Source organism: Bradyrhizobium sp. USDA 4461 (assembly GCF_054055655.1).
Genome location: NZ_JBSRXM010000001.1, coordinates 4,194,201 through 4,219,193 on the forward strand (window position 1 = coordinate 4,194,201; position 24,993 = coordinate 4,219,193).

Below are 24,993 nucleotides of genomic sequence, written 5' to 3' on the forward strand. Positions count from 1 at the left end.
GGCGGTGATGATCCTTGTCCGGAGCCGCTCGCTCGCGAGAGCATGCCTGATGAACCTAGCTTAGACCTAGGATCACCGCTTTGAGAGTTTGAGGTACGATTTCTTCACGAGACGTGCCGCGTGAGACATACTGGAACGCGCGGCATGTTTATCGGGGCGGCGACGAAAATCGAAATTACATATCGCAAGCCTGACGGTAGGAAGAAGACAATAGGCTAACGCCGCCGCTCGGCCCGAGCGTCACGGCGCCAGGCGAACAGCTGAACAGCTGCGACGGGTGAATGCCGATCCGGCGGGCGATCGCCGAGACGCTCGCGCCAGGCTCCAGCGCCTCCATCACGACTTGGGCCTTAAACTCGTCCGACCAGCGTCGGCGAAGCTGCCGCGGCGCTCCCTCAAGACGGTCGGCGACCGCTTCGATCATATGGAAGGTTCTAGTTCCAGAACTAGGCGCAGACATACAAGCTCACATCGGCTCACAAACTCAGCAGCCGATAGCCAATCGTTCACCCCCTCCGCCAGACGGGGTCTCCTTGCCGCTTACCAATGAACTTATCTCCGCTGAATTTCCCAAGCGCGGTATCGCAAACCGGGCAGCGATATTCGCCCTTGGTCCCGGGCTCTGACGTGAGCTCGATGCGCCGAAAGCCAGCCCCGCAACTAGGGCAAGTTATGTCGCTCTTCCGCATGGTAGGTACCTCGCAGAAGTTCAAGGCTCAACGCGGCGCTTCCCGAGGACCTAAAGTTTGGGATCCGCCAGCCGAAATCAAGGTTCAGACAGGATGTGCTACACGCCAATTGTACATTTCGTACGGTGAGCCCCGAAAGAAAGTCACTCTAAAGTGGGTTGCGCTCGCCGAAGTCGGACACGTTTCCCGAGCCAAAGCGAGCAAAAAATGGCGACCCTTCACCTCACCGACATCACCATCCGTTCCCTCAAAGAGGGCAACTTCTACGACGATAAAACACCGGGCTTCGGTATCCGCGTTGGCAAGCATCGCATGACGTGGATCGCCGTCATCGGCAAGAGCCGCACCAAGGTCAAACTGGGGTACTACCCAACACTCTCCCTCGCCGACGATCGGAAGAAGGCGCTCGTCGCCTTGGGGAGTCCTTACGAGCCGTCCACCGCACCGTCCTTCGAGGACGCGAGAGATGAATATTTAGGACAGGGGCAGTGGAGTGAGCGTGAGCGCTACGAAACTAACCGTCTTCTCAAAAAGCACTTTCACTGGTCAAAGACCATCGACAAGATCTCGCATAAAGATGTGCAGGACGCCGTCAGAGCCATAAAAGCAAAGTCGGAAGCTCATCATGCTTACAACGATATCCGAACGTTCTTTAATTGGTGCGTTCCGACGTATCTCAAAAGCAGCCCCTGTGCGGGGCTGCAGAGCCCGCACAGCTACATTCCGCGACGGCGCGTCCTCAATGATGCCGAGCGGAAAAAAGTGCTCCTGGCCGCCAATTCTCTTGAGTACGAACCGTATAAAGCGCTCATATGGCTGTTGGCGCTATGCGGGCAGCGTCTCACCGAGAGTTCGCACTTTACCGAATATAAGTTTGAGAACGGGTGCATCACCATTCCTGCTGACGGCACCAAGAATGGGCACGAGCATACGGTGCCGATACCGAACATGGCTGCTGCTTTCATAAGTAAGGTACGGCCATCGACGAATTGGCAGCGGTACAAGCCGAAGCTCGACAAGCTCTGTGGCGTTACCAACTGCACGCACCATGACCTCCGGCGCACCTATGCGACGGTCATGCGGCGGCTTGGTGTCCCGCTCGAAGTAACCGAGCAGCTCTTAAATCACGTGTCGGGTACGCGCAGCGGCATTGTCGGCATTTATCAGAACTACAAGTATCAAGCCGAGATGCGAGAAGCCGTTGATAAATACGAGGGGTTTATAAAGCAGCTACTCGCTTCCGAGCCGACCCGAAACGTGGCGACGGCTCCTCAGCGCGGGGATGCTAGCAGTGAAATTATTGGCCACGAGCGAAGTGTGAGCGCGGACACTCTGGTCGCATGCTTATAGAAGCGCTCGACGCGAGAGGCGTTTGGGGCTCGCTCCGGCTGGCATCATGCTTCGCAAGCAAGCTGAGCTCGGTTGGATCCCGAGATGCTTCACCGTCAATACCCGCAACGTCGGTGCCCGATTGTGGCGCCGACGTCGATACTCACGAGCCGGCTTCGGATGGGTCGAGAGGAATCCGGAGCTTGGCTTTGGTGGGCCGTTCAATCGAACTTATAGGAGGCCTGAAAGAACGTACCCCAGCGCTCCATGCTGTACTTCGCAAGTACGGCCGGCTCACCCACGCAGCCGCTGCTGCTGCACAGAGAGTCGCCCCGTTTATTGGTCCACATAGCCCAATAGCGGCCACCGACGCCGACGCTGATGTTCTCGGTGAGGAAGTAGGACAACACGCCTTCAATCTGGACGCCGCCACCACCATTGCCGCGTTGTTCGTCAAAGGTCGTCTTGGGGCGCAATAGATGATAGTCCCGCCCCTTGAAATCGGTCCATGGCAGGTAGGCGACGTCAGCGCTCAAGCGCCAACGCTCGGTCAACATGGTTTCGGCGCTCAGGCCGATTCGGGGCGCATTCCATTGAGTATCCTCGCTGCCGACCACCCTGTTGTCGCCCGAGCTAAGACATGAAGTAAGGGGATTTGCCATCTGCACGCATCCGGTCGTGTCCGAGCTCTGGCCGTAGTAGGTCCAGCCCATAAATCCGCCGACCTTGTAGTCGGTGCCGCGCAGGAAATCGTAACCGACATCGGCCGTGTAATAGGTGAACCTTCCGTTTGCTTGCCCTGATACCGTGTTGACATACGCGCCGCCCCAATCTTCATCGTTCATGTTTCCTTTGTTGAAGCGCCCGGTGCCGATGTTGCTCTTCAGGAACACTCCCCAAGGGCTGTCAAGACGGCCGAATAACTCCCCGGACAGTCCGTCCAGTCCGTGATAAGTGAGCCTCGATATGAGTATGCTAGGTTCGAGCGGCCAGCCATAGGGCACCCCGCTGTGGTCCCACTGGAATCGTCCTCGGCTTAGCCAGAGCCGCGAGCCGCCTTCGAATGACCAGCCGGACGCGTAGGGAATGGGTGGTACGCTGCTGGCTGACTTTGCGTACAGCGGCGCATTGGCCCATGCTGTCGCTTTTGGGTCCGCGTCAAAATGGTAGTTCAGGCCAATCTTCCCGATGTGATAGTTGCTGGACAGGTTGGTTGTGTTCGGCGGCAGAATTGCAGACGGGTACTGTACTGTCGCGGCGGTCGCGACACTTGGCCCGCCAAAATGCAGATAGTCATACTCAACGTTCACCGACCATGCAGGCGTAAGGGCTCGCTCGACGCCCAGCCCGATGACGCCGCCGAGCCGGCCATCGTCGAAATGGGTTTTCTCCTGTGGCAAGCCGCCGCCTTCAACGTTGTTGACGACATCACCCCGATTGTTTTGCCAGGCCACGCCTGCCTTGAGATAGGCCAGCGTGTGCCCGAGCGCGCCAAAGGCGTAACCAACGCGACCGGTCCCGCTGGCAAAGAGGCTCGGACCTGCCTTGCAGTTCGCGCTGACAACGAAGCCGGAAGGGGCTAGGCAGGTATTTGTGCCGTCGGAGACAACACCGCTGGCGTCCAGCTCAATGCCAAATACCCAGCGGTTCTTCTGCCAGTTGTAGCCGATCTGACCACCTGCAAGGAACGCCGGGGTATCGACGATGCCGCCATAGATTGATGGACCATAGGGATTGCTGAAGGAGGTTCGGCCGTACCCACCGCCGACGTGTCCGCCAATATAGCCGCCCGACCAATTCCACACCGCTGCTGGCAGTTTCAGTTGTTGCTCAAGGTCCGCCGCTTTGGCTGCGCTGCTTGCGACGAGCGCAATTGTTGTGGCACCACAAATAATAGTTTTCGATCGCATCAAAGTTTGCCCTGCACTTCCTGGTCCATAATTCGGCTCCTTAAGTTCTCGCCGCACGGCAATCGTTGGGGCAGATCAGACACTAACCGCTGCGCGCGCCAAGCCGGCCCCGAAGATCACCGTACTGCGACTGGTGATGGTGCCCTGAATGAAGCAATCCCCGTGCCGAGCCAAATTCGTATGTTGTGCCGGCGTTTCGTGAGAGTGCGTCGCGTCAACTTGCTGACAATGGTCTGATGCGCGACATTTATATTTCTAGGAGTGGTCGCGCGGCAAAGCGAGGCATCGACCACCTAGTTTAGGAGTAACGCGATAAGAAAGCTATCTTATGAGCAAGCGAAGCGCCGCTTCACTGTCGCGCCTTTATCGTCACCGCGCTGAATGGCCGGCTCGGCATGCCGTCGATCATGAGCTTGAGATACATGTGGTGATTTTCGAGGTTGAGGAAATCAATGGCGTCAAAGCGGGACTGAAACTCGCGTGCGAGGTATGGCGTATCCTCGGCGCCGACCCGGAAAGAAATGATGGTCCCGACGTTGCCGAGAACGGCATACCGAATATTCGGATCGAGTTGATGCAGGTACTGATGGGCGACTGTAAACCCAACCCGGTACTTGCGCAGTTCCGAGAGCATGTTTGCCAGCGCGAGCGTCGTGAAGCTCTGAAATTCGTCGATGTATACGAAGAAGTCGCGCCGACGAGCCGGAGGAAGATCAGCGCGCGTGTACGCTGCGAGCCCGATCATGGTGACAAGGAGCTGTCTCAGCCGGACGCGGAAAAACGTCTATCAGAGAGACCGTAAAGCCCGGCTCGCCGCTGGCAAGCGAGGGATCGAAGATGAACCGGGGGAAACTGGTGTACGAGCGCTTCCAGTAAGCTTATGGTCTTGGTACGCCAAAGGTCCGTGTAGAACGCGGGATCATTTAGGACGCGGTCCTTGACCGTGAGAAGGCGCCGCCAATGCCGTAGAGCGTCGAACGAGAGATGGGAGAAGTTCGGGGGATCCGGCATGCCAAAGATCACGGGTCAGTGAACAGAAGTTCCCAGACCGATTCGCAAAACGCTGTCCGTACCGCGCTTGGAGGCGCTCGACCCGCGCGCTGAAAAGCCTCATCGACAACACGATGAACGAAATCGAGCGCCGCGTCTTCGCTGGAGAATGTTGAGTGCGCGTATTGGCGCTCTACGCGGGCGTGCAATTGCGCAACTTCTTTGCGGTCGCGGTTCGCCATTGAACCGACGAAAAGGCGCGGAAGTTGCTCCATTGCAAAACGTTAGAGAACACCCAATGGAAAATGTTCTCAGAGTTCAATAGCCTCTTCTCCGCCAAAGTGAGTGGCTGCGTTGAGGACAAGCTTGAAGGTCTTCGCGGCTTCCCGCACTTGGTCCTCTTCTACGCTTTTTAGCCCGGGCCGATGCCGAACGACGTGATTGCGGCGATCGTGCTCAGACGAAAGGACGGCGTGGACGGTCTGCCCTACGCCTTCTTCGTTCTCGGCTACGGCAACGAGGTCTACCAGTTCGTGCTGCCGACCGAGAAGGATAAGGACATCAATGGGAAGAAATTGGATCTGATGACGTTCCCGACCCCGGGTTCGCCGGATCCGCTTCGGTTTCCAAAGATCGGGCGGGCCGTGCTCAACCTGGGAGGGACCGACGTGGTCAAAGGCGAGTCCTATCCCATCACCATGGGCTTCGACGCGATCGTCTTGAAGACGTCCGACGAGACGCCGAATGCACCGTCGTCGTGAGCGGCGGTGCACGTTCGGGCGGCGGGACTAGCCTTGTTTCTTCGGCCTTCGTGGCGGCGTAGCGCGTCGACGATCACCTTGAACGTGGCCGAGTTCTGCCGCGACGTCGGGTAGTAGATGTAGTAGCCTTCGAATTTCGGGGACCAGTCGTCCAGCACGACGACGAGTTCTCCGGAACGGATCTGCGGCACCACCATGTCCTCCGGGACGTACGCGATACCGAAGCCCTGCACGGCGGCGTCGATCATCGCGCGGGAATCGTTGAACGTCACCTGCCCGTCGATCCGCACCCTGAGCTCGGAGCCGTTCTTGCCGAACTCCCACACGTAGTGCCCGCCAGCAGCCTCCCGGCGCTTTATGCAAATGTGCTTCAGCAGGTCCTGCGGGGGCTTCGGCTTCGGGGGCGCCTTGAGATAAGCGGCGGACGCGACCGCGACCAATCGCCAGTCCGGACCGATGCGCACCGCGATCATGTCCTTCTCGACGCTCTCGCCGAGGCGGACGCCCGCATCGAAGCCGTCCTCGACGATGTTGCGGAAGCCGGTGAGCGTCGTCGACGCCGTCGTGCACGCGTGCCGGCTACGGCTCAGGCCGATCCTCATGACTTCGCTGGCCTTCGTTCTCGGCGTGGTCCCGCTGATGACGGCAAAAGGCGCCGGCGCGGAGTTGCGGCACGCGATCGGGACGACCGTGTTCTTCGGGATGTTGGGCGTCACCGCGTTCGATCTGCTTTTCACGCGGGTGTTCGATGTCGTCATCCGTCGGTTGGCGGAGGCGCTGCGCGCCTGGATCGGCCGTCTCTCCTCTGGGTCGCGCCCGTATCGACTTCGAGGAATTAAGGTCCGGCGGAATCTTCCTTGACGCCGCGTGCGACGATCCTGAGCGACCCGTCCGGGAGAGGCCGCTGCAGCTTCAGCGCCTCGCTGGGCGGCGCTGTCATCCAGGCTTCCACCTCGTCGGGCGTCGTCAGGATCACGGGCATCGCCTTCGGATGGATGGCGCCGACTTCCGCGTTCGGCTCCGCCGTCAGGAAGGCGTAGAGGTCGTTGGTCGTCTCGCCCTCCTTCACTTTCCAAACCGACGTCCAGTTCGTCCAGATACCTGCGAAGCAGGCGAGGGGACGGGCGTCATCGAGCGCAAACCAGACGTCACCGCCTTCCGGCTTGTGAACTCGCTGAAGGAGTTGAACGGCACGACACAGCGGTGCTCCGGACCCTGCCATCGTGCCCAGTGTTTGCTCTTCGCGTTTCTGATGTTGGTCGTGCCGCCGTCCGGCTCCATTCGCAGCAATTCCTTGAAATCGACCGGCTGCCCTTGGCCTCGCGCTTTGCGGCGCGTTTCCTAGACGTAACGACGCGGCGATATCGACGTCGCGCCTGGCCTTGCGGTCGCCGCCGCTGAAGGGAGCGGGATGATGCTTCGGCGCCATTCGCCGGCGCTGCAATCGAACGAAGGCCAGCAGCCGTCCTCTTCGTGCCGCCCGGTCCGTTGCTGGCAGGTTGCGTCGAGCAGGCCTTGCCCCACGTCTTTCCAGGCCGCGTCCGGACCGTAGAGCCTGACGGCGTCGGCCTTCTGGATTTCTACGATGCGGCCGCAGCGGTTGCACGCGACCCGCAGCACGTGCCGGCCGATCTGAGACACCTTGCGGGACTGGATCGGGCGGCCGACCTGTCTCTCGTCGGCGCTGACGTCCCTCAGGACGCCGTCCCAGTATTCCGGCGGCATCTGCTCGGCAGTACCCACCGTGGGCCGGCCGTTTGTGTCGACCGCAGCGCCGGCAGCCATCTTTTCCATCTGTTTTGGGCTAGGCATTCGCCAACTCGCTGGTCTGTCTGAAACCATGCCCAATTAGAACATATGGAGAACATAAGCGCGAGTCAGATCCATCGCGTCTCGGATCGAAGCCGACCGGATCGGATCGGTATCGATAAGACCTTAAACGCGCTCTTGTGGATTTAATCAACTGGTCATATATGACCTATAAATAGAGTTAGCCGGTCATTTGTGGGTAGTTATCATGAGCTCGCCTAAATCCAACACAGCGCTCGAGCGCTTGGGTCACGACCTCCGGTCGGCCCGGCTGAGCCGCCGGATCGCAGTGACCGATCTGGCGGAGCGCGCCGGTACGTCCGCCAAGACCATCCAAAGACTGGAGAAGGGCGATCCTAAGGTCGCCGTAGGTACGCTCGCGAACGTCCTCGTTTCTCTGGGACTCGTCGAGAAATTGGCCGACCTGGTCGACGTCCGAAAGGATGATCTGGGTCTGGCGCTGAGTTCCAAACGGACGCCGCAGCGGGGTCGATCGTTCGCGGCCTCCTTGCGAAGGCGGAAGCCGACGGATGATAAGGACGAGCCCAACGATGTAGATCCCAATGGGGTGGCCTTCTGATGAGCGAATACTACGCCCGGGTCGCCCTCGGCGAGGCTCTGACGCGAGTGGGCGAGCTGCGCTTTACGAAGACCGGTCCCCGCCAGTTTTCGGTCTTCGCCTACGATGCGACCTGGTCGCAGGACGCCCGCGCTTTCGCGCTGCAGCCGAACATGCCCTTCGACGGTGGGCCTTACCATGCGTCGTCGCAATCCGGAGAACCGCGTGAGGCACTCGCCGGGGTGTTCTCGGACGCTGCGCCCGACAGCTGGGGGCGCAGACTGCTCGAACGCGCCTACGGCAAGGGTCTTTCGGAGTTCGAATATCTGACCCTGTCGGACGACACGTGCAGGCAAGGCGCCCTGCGCTTCATCGACGAACATGGAAAGCTCATCACCGGGAAGGCCGACGAGGCGGTACCGCGCCTGCTCGATCTGCAATCGATCACGGCGCTCGCACGCGCCTACGAACAAGGCAAGGAATTGGCGGCGGAGCAGATGCGCGCTCTCGCGGGCGCGGGCGCTTCGGGCGGGGCTCGGCCCAAAGCCAACGTCCGCGACGGCGACGTTCTCTGGCTCGCCAAGTTCACGTCCGTCCACGACCAGCACCCGATCGAACAGGTCGAAGTCGCGACGCTGAGGCTCGCGAAGTCGTGCGGTATCCGCATTCCCGAAGTCAGGTTGGAGCTCGCCGACACGCAGTTTCCTGTCGCGCTCGTCCAACGTTTCGATCGACGCGGACGCGCGCGTATTCCCTACATCTCCGCAAGGACGGCGCTCGGAAAGACGGGCACGGAACTCGGTTCGTACACGGAGATCGTCGATTTCATGAGGACGTCCGCTGCCGAGCCGAAGGCGGATTTCCAAGAGCTCTACAGGCGAATGGTCTTCACCATACTCGTCTCGAACAAGGACGATCATCTGAAGAACCACGGATTTCTGTACGTCGGTTCGGGACGCTGGGGCCTCTCTCCGATGTTCGACGTGAATCCCGCACCCGATCGCGATCCGCATCTGGAGACGGCGATCATGGAAGGCGGCGCGCATGACCGGTCGATCAAGCTCGCCCTCGAAGCATGCGAGTTCTTCGAAATTCCCGAGGCCGACGCGCGGAAGATCATCCGAGAAACGGCTGGACGGGTATCCGATGAATGGCGCGAGGCTTTCCGGCAGGCAGGCGTGAGCGGGGCACGATTGCGCGACTACGAAGCCGCCTTCGACCACGGCGAATCCAAGATCGCAAAAGCTCTATAATTGGTCGTATACGTCCAATATTAATAATAAACTGGTCATATATGACCAGTTGCCTGTGCGCTTTTGGACGGGTGGCGGGACGCCGTGCGAGATCGACGGCGGCTCGATGGTCCGGACGAGAGATACCGCGGCGCGCCTCGTCGCCGGCGACCGGTCGTAGATGCGCACGGCGAGCTCCTGCGTGTCGATACCCTCGCCGCCGGCGGCGCAGAGACGGTGGGAAAAGCGCGTGAACGCGTCGACGTGGCGCTCCTTCGCGGCGGCGAGCCCGCGCAGCAGCGACGCGCATTCGGCGGCCGAACGGTCGAAGCGGACCGCGATGCCGATCTCGGCGAGACCGATGCGCGCGGCGAGCGCGGGCTCGATCGCGCCGCGGACCTTCTCGCCGGTGACGATGCGGACGGTTACGGACGCGCTCGAGGTCGCCGAGCTTGATCTCGCAAACCATCTTGTCCTCGACGGCCTTGAACGGCTCGAGCTCGAGATAATGCTTGTAGTCCTCCCGGTAGCTCTCCTTCAGTTGCGGCAGCTTGTACTTGAGGAATTTCTCCCGCAGCTTCTTACAGGTCCAAAAGGGCTTTGCTTCCGAGGCCGGCCCCTTTCTGGCCTTCTCGAGCTGGACGAGCCCGTGATCGATCCGCGCGGCTGTGTCGCGGTCGAACCGGGATCGTTCCTTGTCGGGTGCGAACGGACTCGGGGAAGTCGGCATAGTTCAGGAGGATCCGGACGACGTCGCGGAGGTCGCGCTTCATGGAAGCGGCGAGCTGGACCTGCTTGGCGATGTACCTCGCTTGGTCGAGCGGAAGCTGGCTCGCGTCGCACAGCAGGATCGTCATCTCCTGCCGGCGGAGATACTACATCGTCTTGTCGCGCGCTCTCGGCGACCGAATGGACTGCGACTTCGCGTCGCTGAATCAGAGGCCGGCGCTGCGGGACTTCCGGCGACCTGTCTGGTCAATCCCTTTTACGCGCCAGCCTATGGCCGAGATCGGCGCGCCGTTACAGGCTTGAACGATGACTTTTTCCGCTCGTCCTTGCGAGCGTCCATTTGAGATCAATCTATGGGATGGGGTTCTACGCGCTGGTTTCGATCGTTTTGATCGGATGCGTATTTGTCCTTCGCGCCCGTCGCGGCAGCTCTTCGAGAGAGGACGAGGAACTGAACCAGCGACTCAACGAGCGCGTCGATCTTCGGGTTGGCTGATTGACGTGCGCCTCCGGGCTGCCTTGATCTTGCACCTGTCCGGCGATGCCTTGTATCTGGTGCGCCGGGCGGTCCTTTACGACCGTCGCTTCCAACTGAGCCTTGCCGCAAGCCCCATGGCAGTCTTCGAGGTCCCAAGTCGTCGTTGTTCATAAAACCATAAAACAAAGCTGCAATGTCAGTGATGCTCCCCGACGATGATCATTTATCAGGACGATACCCGGCAGATCTTGTCTGTGAATAGCAAGCGCGAACCCCGGCTACGCAGTATCAGAGATGCTTGTAGAAGAAGGTCGCCGAGCGATATGTTCCGTCAGGGGCGAGCACACACCCAGGTATGATACCCACCCGCTGCCATCCCTCGCTGGCGTAAAGACGCTCGGCAGCAGAACCTGTGGTAGTGCTGAGCGTCAACAACGTCTTTCCCTCCGTTCGTGCCAACCCGCTGACTGCCGAGAGCAGCCGGCGCCCGATGCCGCGACGGCGTGCACTTCTTTCAACCAGGACTTTGACGACGCGAGCGCTATGCAATTGGTTCTCAGACGCGGCAGGTACCATCTGGACCGAGCCAACAATCTGACCTGCGCCATCTTCCGCAGCTAATAACACGCATCCATCGCAAACGACCGCGTCCGCGACGCTACGCCAATACACCAGCGCACGTCGTCGAGTTAGCGGTGGCAGAAAGCTGACCGAGTCGCCGTGGGCGACGCAGTCAATGAGGATGTCGGCGAGACGCTCCAAACGCTTATCGACTTCGTCGGCACCGATGCGCCGTACCTGAATATCGTCCGTCATCTGATTTCGGACAGAGCGAGCCGATTGCCCCGGGCCAGGTCGGACGGTAGGTTAATTGTTAACATCACTGAAATAGCGAGCGACATGCTCTTGAATGCCATAGATGGTCACGTGCCGTGTCGCCCAACCCGACCGAAGCCGTGCGAATGACTATTGAGTTCGCCAAGGCACTCAGCTGCCCGCTCGAAGCGCCAGGACCGGAAGGCGCGCTCCGCATCACGAACCAAATTTAGCGCGGAGCTCCGCAGCACGAAACAAAGTCAACGCGGAGATAAGATTCTTGTCGCGCGGAAACAGCCTCCGAGCGGAGCTGACCCGCGAGTCGTGGTCCAGTCCAGATATCGTCTGGCCCTCTTGAATAAGCGCCTCGGAGAATCTGCGAAGAGCAGGGCGATGCTGGTCAAGTGCGTTCTCGCTGCGCCTATTGGCACGAGTCATCATTTCAATGAAACTCTCGTCGCCCTCTGTGGGGGACCTGGGCGGAATCTCGCTGCGAGCAGCCGGCTCGCAGCAAACGTGAAGATTGCTCAACGGCGCCTTCATCGTTCGGTTATTGGAATTCGTCGACATGAGCGATGGGATTGCTGATTGCGCAGATCAAACGCTTCTCGAAGGCGGAGAATATGCCCTTGATCGGCGAAGTTCGGTGGCGTACGGCTTTGATGTGCCCTGTTAATGATCCCGAGCCGCGGCATTATTAGTCGCGTCATCAATTCGGCGCCCGCATTCTTCAGACTGATGAGGACAGGTACCAGTGCCGGCAGGGAGCGCCGTCGACAAGAACGGCTCAAACGCCTTTTGCCTCGCCGATCCCTCTTGCTGCTCTTTCGAGGTGGCATGCTGCACCTGCGACCAAACTGTTACATTCGACGGGTCACAATTGTGCGGGTCCACGTAGCCTCACGTCCAAGATCAGCTGAGCGGACGTCCTACCAGAGCAAGCTTTCGAAAAGCTGACGACGCCGCAGCGTAGCTGCTGGTGCCTGGACGGGACGACATTGGCAACGATCTATTCCGTCACGCCTGCGTCAGACGCAATGTTGTGAACAGCTCTACCGCCACCGAAAACTGACGGCGCTCAGGGTTGAGCCGCAAGTTTTCACGCAAGAACCATCGATGGGGCTTGAATCGTGCGCCGCGTCATATTGTACAGTCTCAGCTCGTTGTTTGCGACCGGACTCGGAATGGCTCCATGCGACAAGAACGCCGCGGATAAGAGTACGACTTACCATGCATAACCGGCCTATCAGTTCGTCGAGTATCGAATCGCTCCCTCATGCAAGGGAGGTTGATGAAGTCGAGCACTCAGTAAACAGTGCCACGCAACCTGACACAGATACCCTGAGGTTTGTGGACGTGCTTTCAGGCATTCAGGCGACGCCGAATCCGAACGCTGGTTCGTCGGCGGCGGCAGCGCCGTCGTACTTCCTCGCTCAACAACCTCCTGTCATCGAGGTCACAAGGTCTCAATTCAAGAAAAAGATGAGGGATTTTCATAGCGCTGAAATCAAGCATATTGCCGCGAACTCACAAGAGTATTCGCCTTTCGTATCCTCGAAAGCTGCGCGCACAGCAGGTCTGGCCGAGGGCTCCGGTACGGCGAGAAGACATACCCACGACGCCCGATATTTCAGCTATGAGTTAGGCAACGAAAGCGTTGGGCTTCTAAGAACAGAAGCCGGATTTCGCATGGATGAGATATTCGAAGGCGAAAAGTGGCGGGAACTGTTTCCCGGGCGAACTGAAATCACATCGACCACAGCTCTTCGGCTTAGTCATCCGCTTGTCGACAACGCGGGGGATATTCTGCTGGAATATCAACTTCGGCTCGACGGCGAGCGACCATTGATCAATTCCACGCCGGTCAGTCTGGAAGCGCAATCCCGCCTTGCGGCGATGGGTTTTGTTGAGGTGGATGAAGCCAACATGGTGCTTGATCCTGCCCAGCGTCCCGATAAGTGGACTAGGAATGCTGACGGTGAATGGCAGCGTGCAAATAAACCTGAACTGTACCTTTCTAAAGCACGGGACACCAAGGATGACGATGACCAGAGTGTTGTAAGTATCTCGACCGAGTCGTGCGACGATGACGTTGAAATAGATGAACTCACTCGCGCGCTCGACGAACTCCTTGCCCAACAATAGACAACTCGCCCGATATTCCGGCAGCAGCCATTCTGCCTTTCTAGGTGGCATGTCATAGACCCTTGGCTGAGGATAATTGGCTTCTCGCGATCCTTGAGGAAAGCAAGCCGGCCAAGCTTAAGGGCGTGGCCGTTAATGTCCTGACGCCTGGGGGCTCGATCGGCTCATTGATGAGCCGTGGCTGCGTATCGAGGCGATATCCGGCACGTCGGCCGGCGCGATGAACGCCGTCGCGTTGGCGGGCGGTTTTATGACCAACGGCCCGGCCGGCGCCAAGTCTGCATTGGATAGCTTCTGGCGGCGCGTCGCTGACTCAGCACGGTTCAGTCCCATACGGCGAAGCCCGCTGGACGTCATCCTCGGTCGCTGAACCCTTGATACGCCGCCCTTTAATCTCGCCTTCGATCTGGCGAGCCGCGTGTTCTCGCACTACGACCTGAATCTTGCCGGCATTAACCCTTTGCATCAAGTCCTCGCCGACCCGGTCGATTTTCGACGATTGCGAACTCCCCGATCCGGTTGTTCGTGACGGCGACCAACGTTCATACCGGCCCGGGCGTGTGTTTCGCAATGCCGGGCTTACACCCGACGTTCTGCTTGCTTCCGCGTGCTTGCCGGCCCTATTCCGAGCGATCGAGATCGATGGCCAGCCCTATTGGAATGGTGGAAACTCCGGGAAGCCGACGATCACGCCGCTCGTGCGCGAGTGCGATTCGCGCGACACGTTTCTCGTCGCGGTCAACCCGGTCGAACGACCCGGAACACCGCGCTCCGCGCGCGAGATCCTCGATCGGTTGAACGAGGTTGCGTTCAACGCCACGCTGCTCAAGGAGCAGCGCATGATCGCGCTGCTGCGGCAGGTCGCGGAGGCTGGTCGAGCAGCCTGCTAAGGACCCGAGAGTAAGAACCACTGGCGCAGGGCTGAAATAAGCTACATTGACAAAGGAGAGAATGGCGGCTCTCGAGGTGAGTCAGCGGATTCGCCATAGATGCTGCGAGTGCGACTACTGAAGTTCAATTGCTTGGGTCGGCTCGGACGACAACGCGGCCCATCCGCTCGTGCTCGGTTGCTCCCGAGCTGAAGAGGCCCGAAACCAACGCGTCCCAAGACGAGAGCGGAAGCGCTTCAACCAGCTCGCGCACCTCTCGCCGTTGTGCTGAGCGATCGAAGTTTCACTTTGCCCGCACGGCCGAGCTACCGTGGATGCCTCCGCCGCGTTAGGAACAAGGAGTGCCGAGTCACGTTTCCCCGGGCCCGTCATTAGGGCTTATCGGAGAATAGAACAATGAAGTTGACGACTATCATGGCGGCATTCGGGATCATCGCATCTTGTTCGGCCGCTTTTGGTGCGGACGCGATGACGGCTGCTCCGCCTGAAAGCTGGACCGTGACCAACTACTACAAGCAGAATGTTTACGATTCCAAGGAATCCAAAATCGGCACGATCGACGACGTGCTGGTCGATAAATCCGGTAAATTGACCGGGCTTGTCGTCGGGGTCGGTGGATTTTTGGGAGCGGGCGAGAAGGACGTGATTGTGCCGTTTGCTGCGGTTAAGACCGAAAAAAAGGACGACAAGTGGTGGCTCACGTTGGACGAAACGAAAGATAGTTTGAAAGCTGCACCGGGCTTCAAGTACGATAAGGCCAGCACGACCTGGGTTGCTGAAAAGTAACGAGCCCGAAGCTGAAGCGACCACGCGTCCGCTCGTCGGTTTATCTGACGCTGTTGTCGAAAGACGTGCGGGTGGGTTCACGCTGGCGCCATTGCGAACGCCGCAAAAAAGGCCCGCTCGGGAAGCCGAGCGGGCTTTTCGCATAGAGCCTGTTACTCAGTGCATGTGGGCCAACAGGTAGCCGGCACCACTGACGACGATGACGGCAGGGATGACGCTCAACTGCAGTGCGGCATGGTCTCCAATTGCTATGGTTTGGGAGGCTTCCGCTGTCTCCACAAAGTCCTATTGCTCGGTGCAAACCTTGGTGGTTTTTACCGCGGGCTCGGCCTCGGTTTTGGTCTTGTAGACGCCGTCGCCCACGATCGTGGTGGTCGTGGTCGTCGGGTTAGTGTCGACCTGTGGATCGTCGACCTTGAATGCGTACACCAGCACTGGGACTGCGAGAGAAGTCGCAAGGCTGATTGCTAGAGACTAGAACCAAATAGGCCGCCCACTGAGGCGGCCTATTTGTTGAATGTGGTCTACGGCGCGAACATCGCTATGCCGATTATGAGGAAGGGGCTCAGGCCGAATAGGACGATCCAGACGCTTTTAAGGAGTTCACTGCCCATGACACAACTCCGGCGTTAGAACCAGAGCCTACGCCCAATAGGACCAGATGGCATGTGCAATTTGTGCCACCGCAACGTTTTCGTTACAAACGGCTGCCAGCTCCCGCCATGATTAACCAAAAGAATTCTTTCGGGGTCAGTCTTCAAACTGACCCACTGCCACCGAGCGCTCGCGACCACACATCGGCGTCTTCGAGGCGATCGGCGGCGCGGCCGGTGCGGGACAACACCAAAGTGGCGGTGCGGCCCCTGATATCAATCCTGCCTAACGAGCCACATTGCCTTCGCGACTTGCGAGGGCATGTTCTTCCGGCTGCGATAGATCTCTCACGCGATTGGCACGACGCCAGAAGATATTCTTGGCGAATTGCATAATGCCGAACCAGGAGACTGTCAGGATAACTTCATGATGCCGGAGGCCTTTGCCTCCTTTGACCGGACCGAGGTCACGGATGATACAGATCTGGCCGCTGCTCATGCGTGCCAACCTGCCGTCCTTGAAGTGATTCCTCAAATGGTGCTGACACAGTCTCGGGCGCATGCTTCCCCGATATCGGTTTCTGTCGAAGAATGCGTTATGCCGCCATCTCTGACTCAATGATCGAGGACAACCGGGATTGTTCGACGAAATCCAGCACCTCTCCTTGCTCGATTGCGCACATTTTCTGACCGTCTCGATTGATGAAAATCGCGCGGACGATGCCTACGCGGCCGCGCTCATTTCTGACCTTCTGACCACGCGCAAACGCAGAATCCATGGTTGCTCCCATCGCTCGCTTGACCATAACCCTGCTTGCGCCGATAGGGTTAACCATTCGTTAAGGCGAGATCGGTGCCGATCTGTTCTGCGTTGCGGCGCAACGAGACTTTGATTGTGAGGTCTCGGCCGCCTCTGAGCGGCGGTGAGTTCCGCGATCAAGCGGGCGATTGACGTCTTATGTAGGATGGTTCGACGGTATTCAGTCCGCTCGCGAAATCAATTCCGGAGCGCCTCACAATAGGTTCCGGCTGCTCGCAGCACTTCACACAGCTTCCTGGCCCCGATCTGGCTGTCCTCGCCAATTCGTACTCGCGCCGCGCCCATCTGGCCTAACACTCCCCGGATGACGACATGAGGCCGGCGGTCGGCAACGATCGTCGCGTATTTCGGCTGCCATTCCCGATAGCGAGCAAGAGCCTTCGCCGGTGTCGGTCCGCCGACGACCTCAACGCCCCATGGTTTGACGGGTTCAGGTGTCGGCTCGAGCGCGTTTGGCTTGGATGCAATTTGAGCGACTGCCGGCGCATCGCACGACAGGCCCACGACCGACGTTATGTCCGTTGGAGCGGCGTGGCCTCCGACCCACTCTTCGACATCACGTCCAGTAATGATCCGCACATAGCTGCGCGTCTCTTGCGGGAGCGGCCGGTGACTGCCAAGCCATTCATGGACACGACCAGGTCCGGCATTGTACGCGGCCGCGGCAAGACCAAGATTGCCAAACTCATTGCGCAGGTTGCGCAACAGGTTACTTGATTTTGCTATCGCATCCACCGGATCGAAGGGGTTTTCAAGTCCATTCGATCTTGCCGTTGTCGGCATGAATTGAGCTATGCCCTGTGCACCTTTCGGGCTGACGGCGTCCGACTTGAAGCGACTTTCCTGCCAGATCAGGCGAGTGAAGAAATCGACCGGCAGACCACTGGTCGTTGCCGCCGCGGCGAGTGCCTCACAAAGGCTTGGTGCTTTCACTGGAGTGGTCAGTTCGAGCCCGCGATCTTGCGTCGGCTGCTGACCTGCTTCTGTTCGGTCTTTTTCGCGGGAGGGCTGCTCGCGCGATGAATGATCGATCGCGTCGGATGCGCATGCAGGCGGAGCCATAGCTGCTATGGTCGAGTACACAAGGGCTATCAACAGGAAGTCGGAAGTCCGGCCGAAGCCGCCAAGCCTCAGAATTTGACAGAGCTCAAAGCTCATGGCGATAGCTTTCGCATGGCTTGCGCACAACGTCGAAGCACCCGTCCCGTTCCATCTCGATCGATCGCGAGCCTGAGTGCCATGCGGCTGCGGCTTCCGGGCAAGCGACCTGCTGGATCAGGCTAGCACGCCCGCAGGCAAGAGCGGGAGGGTAGAATTGGCGCGGTCGACCGACTGCACATTTGGCCGACCTGACGTCGCCCTGCCCAGGCCGGTCAAACTTAATGTGCTCGATCGCGCCGGGCCCCGAAGTCGATAGGCAGACGGCTACCGCACAGAGGACGGAAAGTCTCGATCGTAATGCCTGCTGGCGTCACCAGGCTTTCGATAGATGGACGAGCGCGCTAACCAGAACGACCGGTTCGCATATGATCGGTGCGGCGCGTCGGGGGCGGCTATCATGGCGTTGGTATGAGCTCGCATCTGAACGCCGGGAATTCTGCGTGCACATGCCGACGCGGGAATTTAGAGCTGAAAGTCTCAGCCGGCCTGAATCATCTTTAATGAGCTTTCAAGGGGAACTATAGATCGTTCGCTCCGTTGGAACAATCGGGCTTCGAGCTGAGGAGTCACCAATGCGTGTGTCTCTGTTGTTTGCCGCTCTGGCGTTTGGGATCGCGGGGTACGTAACCGTTATTCCGGCGAGCGCTCGGGATTTTCCATGGTGCGTGCAGGGGAGAGGCGTCGGATATCCCGGCGATTGCATGTACCAGACCCGTGCACAGTGCCTCGCATCTGCGTCCGGGCGAAACGTGACGTGCGGGCTCAACCCACGGGCGGCATTTGGCGAGCAGCGGCGGCATTACAGAGATCGACATCGCTAGTGCATGTCCGAAGGGAGCCCCGGCACTGTCCGAGCCTGGACAGGCCTAGAAATCGCCAATGGTCTCCAGGTCAGAGTGGGTTCGAATGCGACACCGCGCCATTATTGGCAGTAGCACTACGCTGTCGTTCGTTGGTCTGCGGCGGTCGAAGGCATCAGGACAACCTCTCCGACCATAAGCGACCGCTGGCCGACATGGCGATAGCGGTCACGGACGTTGACCACCCGTTCTGCACGGTTGTGTCCAACGAATGGCCGCGTTCGAACCCGCGCGGATATGGTTTCGTGGTCGCATGGCCGCGATCTTCGACTACGGAAGAGGCAACTGATCCGCAAGCGCCTGCGTCCGGGTATCGATGAGGCCGTCTCGTTCGTCAACGCAGAGAACGCATTCGACTTCCATGCCGAGCCGAACTTGTCCTCAAGAACGAGATATCGTCGAATGCCGACGAGAAGATGCGGTCTCATCTGCAGCAGGACCGCGAGATCGCGGCGACCAACATGGCCTCTAATCGCCTCATACGGATTTGACTGGCGGAAGGCTGACACGGAATTTCTAGAAATCGTCGGTCCGCGCTCAAAGGTGCAGCCGCTCCGGGACCGTAAGAACGCCTTGGCGACGCGCACGCTGCTGCTAAAGCTCTCGAGCGGTTTGTTCGAGCGCCGTCCCGATCACGTCGTGCTCGGAGGCAACCTTGTCCACATGGATGAGGGGCGAGTGTACGTTATGTACAGAGGTGGCGCGCACTGCCGATGCTGCTCCGGGTTGCGCAAAGAAGCTTACGGCTCGGCTCTGCAATTCTCCCGTAGCGCGGTAATCCGCAATAAATGAGCCGCAGGCTGGTCGCCCATCGACCTCTGAAGCGAAGGGGTTTCGAGATCAGGGGTGACGCTGAACAAAATAGCCGGCACTTCAGTTACAGAGCAAAAATTTGCGGACGCGATTCCCAGAGCGGACGAGCGTCTTTTTGCCACGCGTCTTGATGGCTCCAAGACTCTTCGCTAGATCACGAAGGTTCACTATGGAGATGACGCCGTGGCAATTGGTATTGTGAAGTGGTTCAATTCCAGCAAGGGTTATGGCTTTATCCGGCCCGAGGACGGAAGTGCCGATGTCTTCGTGCACATCAGTGCCGTGGAAAAGGCCGGCTACAGCACCCTCGAAGAGGGGGCTCGGGTGAGTTACGAGCTCAAGAGCGGGCGCTCAGGCAAGGCGTCAGCTGAGGATCTTCGGGTTGGTTGACGAAGTGCGCATCCGGACTGCTGCCCCTGCAACGTGTGATCTCGCGCCTGTCTTGGTATCTGGTGCCGCCGCGCGGTAAGACCGTCGCCTCCACCGAGGTAATGCGGCAAGCTGGGCGGCACTTCATTCGAGGCGTTGCTTGCCGATGCCAAGGCAGTTCTGCCCGCCTTCGTGCGGTGTGGGACCGGCCGATTTCCGCAGTGCCGTGAACGGTCCGAATCGTACGCTCCTGTCCCGCAGGCCAGGAGGTGTACGCCGCGCATGGCTCAAAGCATACGTGCCGGCCGGTGCTCGCAACGCAGGCGTTGTGCTGTCGCGTATGAAAGAGCTCACAGAGCGAGACTTCGTCCGTTATGGACAACACTGGCCTGGGCGCTGCGGCCTGAGGCCTATTCTGCTGCGCTGACGTCCGTGCGCACTCGAGGGCAAGGTCGGCATGAGCTTGATGCTTCGGCATATAATCCGAGGACGCGGGCAAGCTCAGGTAGCCAATATAGTTGAGGTTAACCAAGGCACGTTGTTGACGATGTTCGCCTGATCTTGAACCATTGGACGGGAACCGCACACCCAACCCATCGGAGACACGGCAAGTGTCCTTCCAGCTGACCGTCCTGAAAGTGCTGGCCGGCCAGTCCGCTGGGCGGGCGTCGATTGCCGAAATCCGACGGGCCGTGGAAATCCTGATGAACAGCGGCCGTGACTGGACCGATCGCATGAAGCGGTTGGCCGAACAGGCGCCGGATCTGAATATTTTTTCGGCGAAGCTTATCATTCGCGATGCTCTCGGATGGGAAATCACGCAAGAAGGGCGGCGATTCCTTTCTGCGCTCGAAAAGGCCGTCGCCGATCAAAGAGAGCTGCCTCAATCGACCATCGATCCCGCATCCAAGGAAGTCGCTGCGCAAGCGGTCACAGATGCGGCAAAATCACTAATTCCTCCCCGCGCGCGCCATCAGAGCTCGCGGCGGCGCCGACGGAAAGGTGGAGCCAATCGACGTACAGCATGAAGTGGCCGGCTTAATCCTAAGCGAGGCGCGCGCGGCGCTAAACTTGCGCAAAAAATGCTATGTTCTCGCCGAGGTCGATCAAAACATATCGGTTCTTGATGGACCCGGAATGATGGCTTTCCGAGCGGAGAAAGTCTGGGCGTGATTGCGATAATGTCATGATCGGATTTCGTCTCTCTCTTTGTACTGTGCCTGCGGAGTATCAGGAGGAGCGCAGCAAGAAGGACGACTGTCCATCGCTACATCCCTAAAAAGTTCATGGTCGTCGTCCGCCGAACGGGACCTGTCGTGCAAAGTCGTCTGCCGAAAGGGGCAACCCAAAGAGTTGCGCTTGTGCTGAACGACGCGAAGGCAAGCTTCCAGGGCCGAAGGACTGCGGGAAGATATCTTGCAGTTTAACTTGGGTCATATGCAGCCTACCTTCTCGACTGCATTATCCGGGAGGCAGTTTCTGGTGGGATGCCATGGACGACGAGTTTTGTAGAGAGAGAGCGCGGATCGTGCGGGAACTTGCAGAGCAAGCTGACCCGTTCATCAAGAAGCGCTTGTTGCAGCTGGCCGCCAATTACGAACGTCGCGTTGATCGGCCCGAAAGAGCAGAGCTGGATCGCCCTGACTTGCCGGCATGCAGGCCGCCCGTCCGCCCGTCCTGATTTCAGAGCCGGCGCTATCAGTACAATCATCGCGCCTGGAATCACGCGAACGAGCGACCGCGTTGCTCGCTCGCCCGCATGCGCCATCCAATCCAGCGATGCGTCGAAAGAGGCGGACTTCGTCTATCCGGTAGCTACCGCCGGCATCTGAGTGGTTTCCCGCAAAGCACACCTGCCGCAGCCAATCCGGATGCTTCAAATCTCGGGCAGGTTGCCCGCAGAGTAAGCGCGAGAGCAGGCCTTTGTCGGGAACGTGTGCGCCGGTTGTCGCCATTGAGACTCAATGCCAGAAACATGACACGAGCGCCGCTACGAAATGGCTGCTGAGTCTAACGAATTCACTTCGGCACGCGATTTGCTCTGTTCAAGGCATCACTAACCGCAGTGTGGTGGTCTTCGTGACGGACACCCGCGCGTCGCTGTTCGCGTCCGGTCCATTCCGATGGCTTGCTGTGGCAATGCCTTCTGGCAATGACTTGGCGCTCGGTTCCGAACCGAGAAAATGCAGGAAAGAGTTGGATGCGATCTGGAGTTCTTTTTTTGGTAGCCACAACAATTGCGCTCGTCGCGAGCGATGCAACCAAACCGGCAGACCTTGAGCTGAGCCAGCAGTGACGCCGCCACCGGCGTTGTGACACCGGACCGAAGGACATATTGGCGGACACGTCGGGGTGGGTGCGGTCGAACCTCCTTCATCGCATCCCTATGCGGTCAATCGATCTGTGGCGATGCCGACAGGTTCGATGTCACCGGCCGGCACAATCCGCGCCCGTCGTTCGGCCAGGGGCCGCATATCCGTCTGGGCGCTGCGCTGGCGCGCCCGCAATTGCGATGCGGCTTGCCCGTGCTGTTCGTGCGGCTGGAGGATCTGGCGCTGACCGTCGCCGCGGCGGACGTCGTCTACATGACGTCTTACGTCATCCGCTGCCCGCAGCGCGTGTCGGTCACCTTCCGCCTTCCATCGCTTAGAGAATGAAGTGCCACCATGTCCGAACAACATTTGCCGACGCTGCCGATGTGGCGTGTCGATCATATTGAGCCATCGCGCGAGATGTTGGCGCTACGCGCCAACGGTCCGATCCACCGCGTGCGCTTCCCCTCCGGGCACGAAGGCTGGTGGGTGACAGGCTACGACGAGGCGAGGGCGGTGCTGGCCGACGCGGCGTTCCGGCCCGCGGGAATGCCGCCGGCGGCATTCACCCCGGATTCGGTGATGCTCGGTTCGCCGGGGTGGCTGGTCTCGCACGAGGGCGACGAGCATGCCCGGTTACGCAGGATCGTGGCGCCGGCCTTCAGCAACCGGAGACTGACGCTGCTCGCACAACGGGTCGAGGCGTTCGCCGCGCACTTGTTCGAAACGCTCGCGGTCCAGCCCCAGCCCGCCGACCTGCGGCGCCACCTTTCCTTTCCACTTCCGGCCATGGTCATCAGCGCGCTGATGGGCGTGCCCTACGAGGATCACGCCTTTTTCGCCAACCTGTCCGACGAGGTGATGACGCACCAGCATGAAAGCGGCCCGCGCAGCGCGTCGCGCCTGGCCTGGGAAGAACTGCGCGCCTACATTCGCGGCAAGATGCGGGACAAGCGCCAGAATCCAGGCGACAACCTGCTGACGGATCTGCTCGCGGCAGTCGAAGAAGGCAAGGCGAGCGAGGAAGAGGCGTTAGGCTTGGCGGCCGGCATGCTGGTGGCGGGACACGAGAGCACCGCAGCGCAGATCGAATTCGGCCTGCTGGCCATGTTCCGCCATCCGCAACAGCGCGAGCGCCTAGTCGGCGATCCATTCCTGGTGGACAAGGCAGTGGAGGAAATCCTGCGCATGTACCCGCCGGGCGCAGGCTGGGACGGCATCATGCGCTATCCGAGGACCGACGTGACCATCGCGGGCGTGCATATTCCCGCGGAGAGCAAGGTGCTGGTCGGCCTGCCGTCGACGTCGTTCGATCCGCGCCATTTCGACGACCCGGAAAACTTCGACATCGGACGCGACGAGCAGCCGCACCTCGCGTTCTCCTGCGGGCCGCACGTCTGCATCGGCGCGGCGCTGGCCAGGCTTGAACTGAAGGTGGTGTTCGGTTCGATCTTCCAGCGTTTTCCCGGCCTGCGCCTGGCCGTGGCGCCCGAAGAACTGAAGTTGCGCAAGGAGATCATCACTGGCGGGTTCGAGGCGTTGCCGGTGCTCTGGTGATGCAGCGAGGTCGCCGGGGATCGCGATCTTGTTTCGCAATTTGACGGCGCGCCTGGCACGCGCCGGTCGGATCAGCCAGCCAAAAGGTAATCAAGATGGACGTGCAAGAAACCACGGCAGCATGCCGCGACGCCTTCGCCGAACTGGCCTCGCCAGCGTGCATCCACGACCCGTATCCGTTCATGCGGTGGTTGCGCGAACACGATCCGGTGCATCGCGCGGCGTCGGGCCTCTTTCTGTTGAGTTGCCATGCCGACATCTGCTGGGCGCTCGAGGCCACGGGCGATGCGTTTCGGGGACCTGCGCCGGGCGAACTGGCGCGCTATTTCCCGCGTGCGGCGACCAGCCTGTCGCTCAATCTGCTGGCGTCCACGCTGGCGATGCAGGACCCACCTACGCATACGCGTCTGCGCAGGCTGATCTCGCGCGACTTCACGATGGGCCAGATCGACAAGCTGCGGCCGAGCATCGCGCGCATCGTCGCTGCGCGCCTTGACGGCATGGCGGGCGCGCTGGAGCGCGGGGAGGCGGTGGACCTGCATCGAGAATTCGCGCTGGCCTTGCCCATGCTGGTCTTCGCCGAACTGTTCGGCATGCCCCAGGACGACATGTTCGCCCTCGCCGCCGGCATCGGCGCCATTCTGGAAGGCCTGAGCCCGCACGCCAGCGATCCCCAGCTCGCCGCGGCGGACGCGGCCAGCGCCAGGGTGCAGGCCTACTTTGATGACCTCATTCAGCGCAAGCGCACCGATCCCCGCCACGACATCGTGTCGATGCTGGTCGGCGCACACGACGACGATGCCGACACGTTGTCGGATGCGGAGTTGATCAGCATGCTGTGGGGCATGCTGCTGGGTGGCTTCGCCACCACGGCTGCGACCATCGACCATGCGGTCCTGGCGATGCTGGCATATCCCGAACAGCGGCACTGGCTGCAGAAAGACGCCGCGGCGGTGAAGGCCTTCGTCGAGGAAGTCCTTCGCTTGGACGCACCCGCCATGTTCAGCTCCATTCCGCGTATCGCCCAGCGCGAAATCGAATTGCGCGGCGTGGTGCTCCCGAAGAACGCGGACGTGCGCGTGCTGATCGCGGCCGGCAATCGCGACCCCGACGCCTTCCCCGATCCCGACCGCTTCGACCCGGCGCGGTTCTACGGCACCAGTCCTGGCATATCGACCGACGGGAAGATCATGCTGAGCTTCGGTCACGGCATTCACTTCTGTCTCGGTGCGCAACTGGCCCGGGTGCAGTTGGCCGAGAGCCTGCCGCGGATCCTGGCGCGCTTCCCCACGCTGGCATTGGCCGGGCGGCCGACCCGGGAGCCCTCTGCGTTTCTTAGGACGTTCCGTGCGCTGCCGGTGCGGCTCCATGCGCAGGCGGACTGA

General features: G+C 60.0%; 23 protein-coding genes and 4 pseudogenes. 16 read left to right on the forward strand and 11 right to left on the reverse strand.

The genetic code is table 11. The features are described 5' to 3' along the window. Positions 1–175 precede the first annotated feature (175 nt). Complete coding sequence (locus ACVINW_RS19460) at positions 176–424, reverse strand: transposase (RefSeq protein ID WP_456752776.1); 249 nt, start codon at positions 422–424, stop codon at positions 176–178. Between the two features lie 472 nt (positions 425–896). On the opposite strand from ACVINW_RS19460, the gene ACVINW_RS19465 reads away from it, so the two are divergent. Continuing rightward, a complete protein-coding gene (locus ACVINW_RS19465) occupies positions 897–2,039 on the forward strand; it encodes a tyrosine-type recombinase/integrase (protein ID WP_456752777.1) in 1,143 nt (380 codons plus the stop codon). 200 nt (positions 2,040–2,239) lie between these two features. Here ACVINW_RS19465 and ACVINW_RS19470 read toward each other — a convergent pair whose 3' ends face one another. Together ACVINW_RS19470 and ACVINW_RS19475 are read right to left on the reverse strand one after the other, a co-directional pair. Beyond that, a complete protein-coding gene (locus ACVINW_RS19470) occupies positions 2,240–3,928 on the reverse strand; it encodes an outer membrane beta-barrel protein (protein ID WP_456752778.1) in 1,689 nt (562 codons plus the stop codon). A 349-nt stretch (positions 3,929–4,277) separates the two neighbouring features. Further along, entirely contained in the window at positions 4,278–4,673 is a 396-nt protein-coding gene (locus ACVINW_RS19475) for a hypothetical protein (protein ID WP_456752779.1), read from the reverse strand. A 670-nt stretch (positions 4,674–5,343) separates the two neighbouring features. Between ACVINW_RS19475 and ACVINW_RS19480 the strand changes: the two genes are divergently transcribed. Further along, complete coding sequence (locus ACVINW_RS19480) at positions 5,344–5,679, forward strand: hypothetical protein (protein ID WP_456752780.1); 336 nt, start codon at positions 5,344–5,346, stop codon at positions 5,677–5,679. A 50-nt stretch (positions 5,680–5,729) separates the two neighbouring features. Here ACVINW_RS19480 and ACVINW_RS19485 read toward each other — a convergent pair. Continuing rightward, positions 5,730–6,221 (reverse strand): annotated as a pseudogene (locus tag ACVINW_RS19485) (LysR substrate-binding domain-containing protein); the annotation flags it as partial. A gap of 22 nt (positions 6,222–6,243) precedes the next feature. Between ACVINW_RS19485 and ACVINW_RS19490 the strand changes: the two are divergent. Then, positions 6,244–6,540: pseudogene (locus ACVINW_RS19490) on the forward strand (efflux RND transporter permease subunit); the annotation flags it as partial. Here ACVINW_RS19490 and ACVINW_RS19495 read toward each other — a convergent pair. Together ACVINW_RS19495 and ACVINW_RS19500 are read right to left on the reverse strand one after the other, a co-directional pair. Further along, positions 6,515–7,022, reverse strand: a pseudogene (locus tag ACVINW_RS19495) (SOS response-associated peptidase family protein); the annotation flags it as partial. The pseudogenes ACVINW_RS19490 and ACVINW_RS19495 overlap by 26 nt on opposite strands. Continuing rightward, positions 7,021–7,491 carry a hypothetical protein gene (locus ACVINW_RS19500; protein ID WP_456752781.1) on the reverse strand — a complete coding sequence of 157 codons (471 nt, stop codon included), beginning with the start codon at positions 7,489–7,491 and terminating at the stop codon, positions 7,021–7,023. The pseudogene ACVINW_RS19495 and the gene ACVINW_RS19500, both read right to left, overlap by 2 nt. A gap of 205 nt (positions 7,492–7,696) precedes the next feature. Here ACVINW_RS19500 and ACVINW_RS19505 point away from each other — a divergent pair, with 205 nt between their 5' ends. From ACVINW_RS19505 to ACVINW_RS19515, 3 genes are all read left to right on the forward strand, one after another. Beyond that, positions 7,697–8,068, forward strand: coding sequence for a helix-turn-helix domain-containing protein (locus tag ACVINW_RS19505; RefSeq protein ID WP_456752782.1), 372 nt, complete (start codon positions 7,697–7,699; stop codon positions 8,066–8,068). After that, positions 8,068–9,300 carry a type II toxin-antitoxin system HipA family toxin gene (locus tag ACVINW_RS19510; RefSeq protein WP_456752783.1) on the forward strand — a complete coding sequence of 411 codons (1,233 nt, stop codon included), beginning with the start codon at positions 8,068–8,070 and terminating at the stop codon, positions 9,298–9,300. Before ACVINW_RS19505 ends, ACVINW_RS19510 begins: the two co-directional genes overlap by 1 nt. A gap of 84 nt (positions 9,301–9,384) precedes the next feature. Continuing rightward, positions 9,385–9,735: a hypothetical protein gene (locus ACVINW_RS19515; RefSeq protein WP_456752784.1), complete on the forward strand. Its 351-nt coding sequence runs from the start codon at positions 9,385–9,387 to the stop codon at positions 9,733–9,735. A gap of 1,039 nt (positions 9,736–10,774) precedes the next feature. Here the strand turns inward: ACVINW_RS19515 and ACVINW_RS19520 are convergent. After that, positions 10,775–11,302, reverse strand: a complete 528-nt coding sequence (locus ACVINW_RS19520) for a GNAT family N-acetyltransferase (protein ID WP_456752785.1) — start codon at positions 11,300–11,302, stop codon at positions 10,775–10,777. A 1,356-nt stretch (positions 11,303–12,658) separates the two neighbouring features. On the opposite strand from ACVINW_RS19520, the gene ACVINW_RS19525 reads away from it, so the two are divergent. The 3 genes and pseudogenes from ACVINW_RS19525 to ACVINW_RS19535 all read left to right on the forward strand — a co-directional run bounded on the left by ACVINW_RS19525 (position 12,659) and on the right by ACVINW_RS19535 (position 15,123). Beyond that, entirely contained in the window at positions 12,659–13,447 is a 789-nt protein-coding gene (locus ACVINW_RS19525; RefSeq protein ID WP_456752786.1) for an effector protein NopP, read from the forward strand. 166 nt (positions 13,448–13,613) lie between these two features. Then, positions 13,614–14,322 (forward strand): annotated as a pseudogene (locus tag ACVINW_RS19530) (patatin-like phospholipase family protein); the annotation flags it as partial. A gap of 411 nt (positions 14,323–14,733) precedes the next feature. After that, on the forward strand, positions 14,734–15,123 hold the full coding sequence (locus tag ACVINW_RS19535; RefSeq protein ID WP_456752787.1) for a PRC-barrel domain-containing protein: 390 nt from the start codon (positions 14,734–14,736) through the stop codon (positions 15,121–15,123). Positions 15,124–15,408: 285 nt separating this feature from the next. Here ACVINW_RS19535 and ACVINW_RS19540 read toward each other — a convergent pair whose 3' ends face one another. The 4 genes from ACVINW_RS19540 to ACVINW_RS19555 all read right to left on the reverse strand — a co-directional run bounded on the left by ACVINW_RS19540 (position 15,409) and on the right by ACVINW_RS19555 (position 17,694). Next, positions 15,409–15,558: a hypothetical protein gene (locus tag ACVINW_RS19540; RefSeq protein ID WP_456756607.1), complete on the reverse strand. Its 150-nt coding sequence runs from the start codon at positions 15,556–15,558 to the stop codon at positions 15,409–15,411. 444 nt (positions 15,559–16,002) lie between these two features. Further along, positions 16,003–16,215 carry a hypothetical protein gene (locus ACVINW_RS19545; protein ID WP_456752788.1) on the reverse strand — a complete coding sequence of 71 codons (213 nt, stop codon included), beginning with the start codon at positions 16,213–16,215 and terminating at the stop codon, positions 16,003–16,005. Positions 16,216–16,312: 97 nt separating this feature from the next. Then, entirely contained in the window at positions 16,313–16,495 is a 183-nt protein-coding gene (locus tag ACVINW_RS19550; protein ID WP_456752789.1) for a hypothetical protein, read from the reverse strand. A 218-nt stretch (positions 16,496–16,713) separates the two neighbouring features. Continuing rightward, positions 16,714–17,694, reverse strand: a complete 981-nt coding sequence (locus ACVINW_RS19555; protein WP_456752790.1) for a lytic transglycosylase domain-containing protein — start codon at positions 17,692–17,694, stop codon at positions 16,714–16,716. A 575-nt stretch (positions 17,695–18,269) separates the two neighbouring features. On the opposite strand from ACVINW_RS19555, the gene ACVINW_RS19560 reads away from it, so the two are divergent. The 7 genes from ACVINW_RS19560 to ACVINW_RS19590 all read left to right on the forward strand — a co-directional run bounded on the left by ACVINW_RS19560 (position 18,270) and on the right by ACVINW_RS19590 (position 24,993). Then, on the forward strand, positions 18,270–18,518 hold the full coding sequence (locus ACVINW_RS19560; RefSeq protein WP_456752791.1) for a DUF3551 domain-containing protein: 249 nt from the start codon (positions 18,270–18,272) through the stop codon (positions 18,516–18,518). Between the two features lie 1,035 nt (positions 18,519–19,553). Further along, on the forward strand, positions 19,554–19,760 hold the full coding sequence (locus ACVINW_RS19565) for a cold-shock protein (protein WP_456752792.1): 207 nt from the start codon (positions 19,554–19,556) through the stop codon (positions 19,758–19,760). A 590-nt stretch (positions 19,761–20,350) separates the two neighbouring features. Beyond that, the gene (locus ACVINW_RS19570) at positions 20,351–20,767 is read left to right on the forward strand and encodes a hypothetical protein (RefSeq protein ID WP_456752793.1); all 417 of its coding nucleotides are present in this window, start codon (positions 20,351–20,353) and stop codon (positions 20,765–20,767) included. Positions 20,768–21,231: 464 nt separating this feature from the next. Beyond that, the gene (locus tag ACVINW_RS19575) at positions 21,232–21,420 is read left to right on the forward strand and encodes a hypothetical protein (protein WP_456752794.1); all 189 of its coding nucleotides are present in this window, start codon (positions 21,232–21,234) and stop codon (positions 21,418–21,420) included. Positions 21,421–22,258: 838 nt separating this feature from the next. Next, positions 22,259–22,396, forward strand: a complete 138-nt coding sequence (locus tag ACVINW_RS19580; RefSeq protein WP_456752795.1) for a hypothetical protein — start codon at positions 22,259–22,261, stop codon at positions 22,394–22,396. Positions 22,397–22,405: 9 nt separating this feature from the next. Then, a complete protein-coding gene (locus ACVINW_RS19585; protein WP_456752796.1) occupies positions 22,406–23,608 on the forward strand; it encodes a cytochrome P450 in 1,203 nt (400 codons plus the stop codon). 95 nt (positions 23,609–23,703) lie between these two features. Continuing rightward, positions 23,704–24,993 carry a cytochrome P450 gene (locus tag ACVINW_RS19590; RefSeq protein ID WP_456752797.1) on the forward strand — a complete coding sequence of 430 codons (1,290 nt, stop codon included), beginning with the start codon at positions 23,704–23,706 and terminating at the stop codon, positions 24,991–24,993.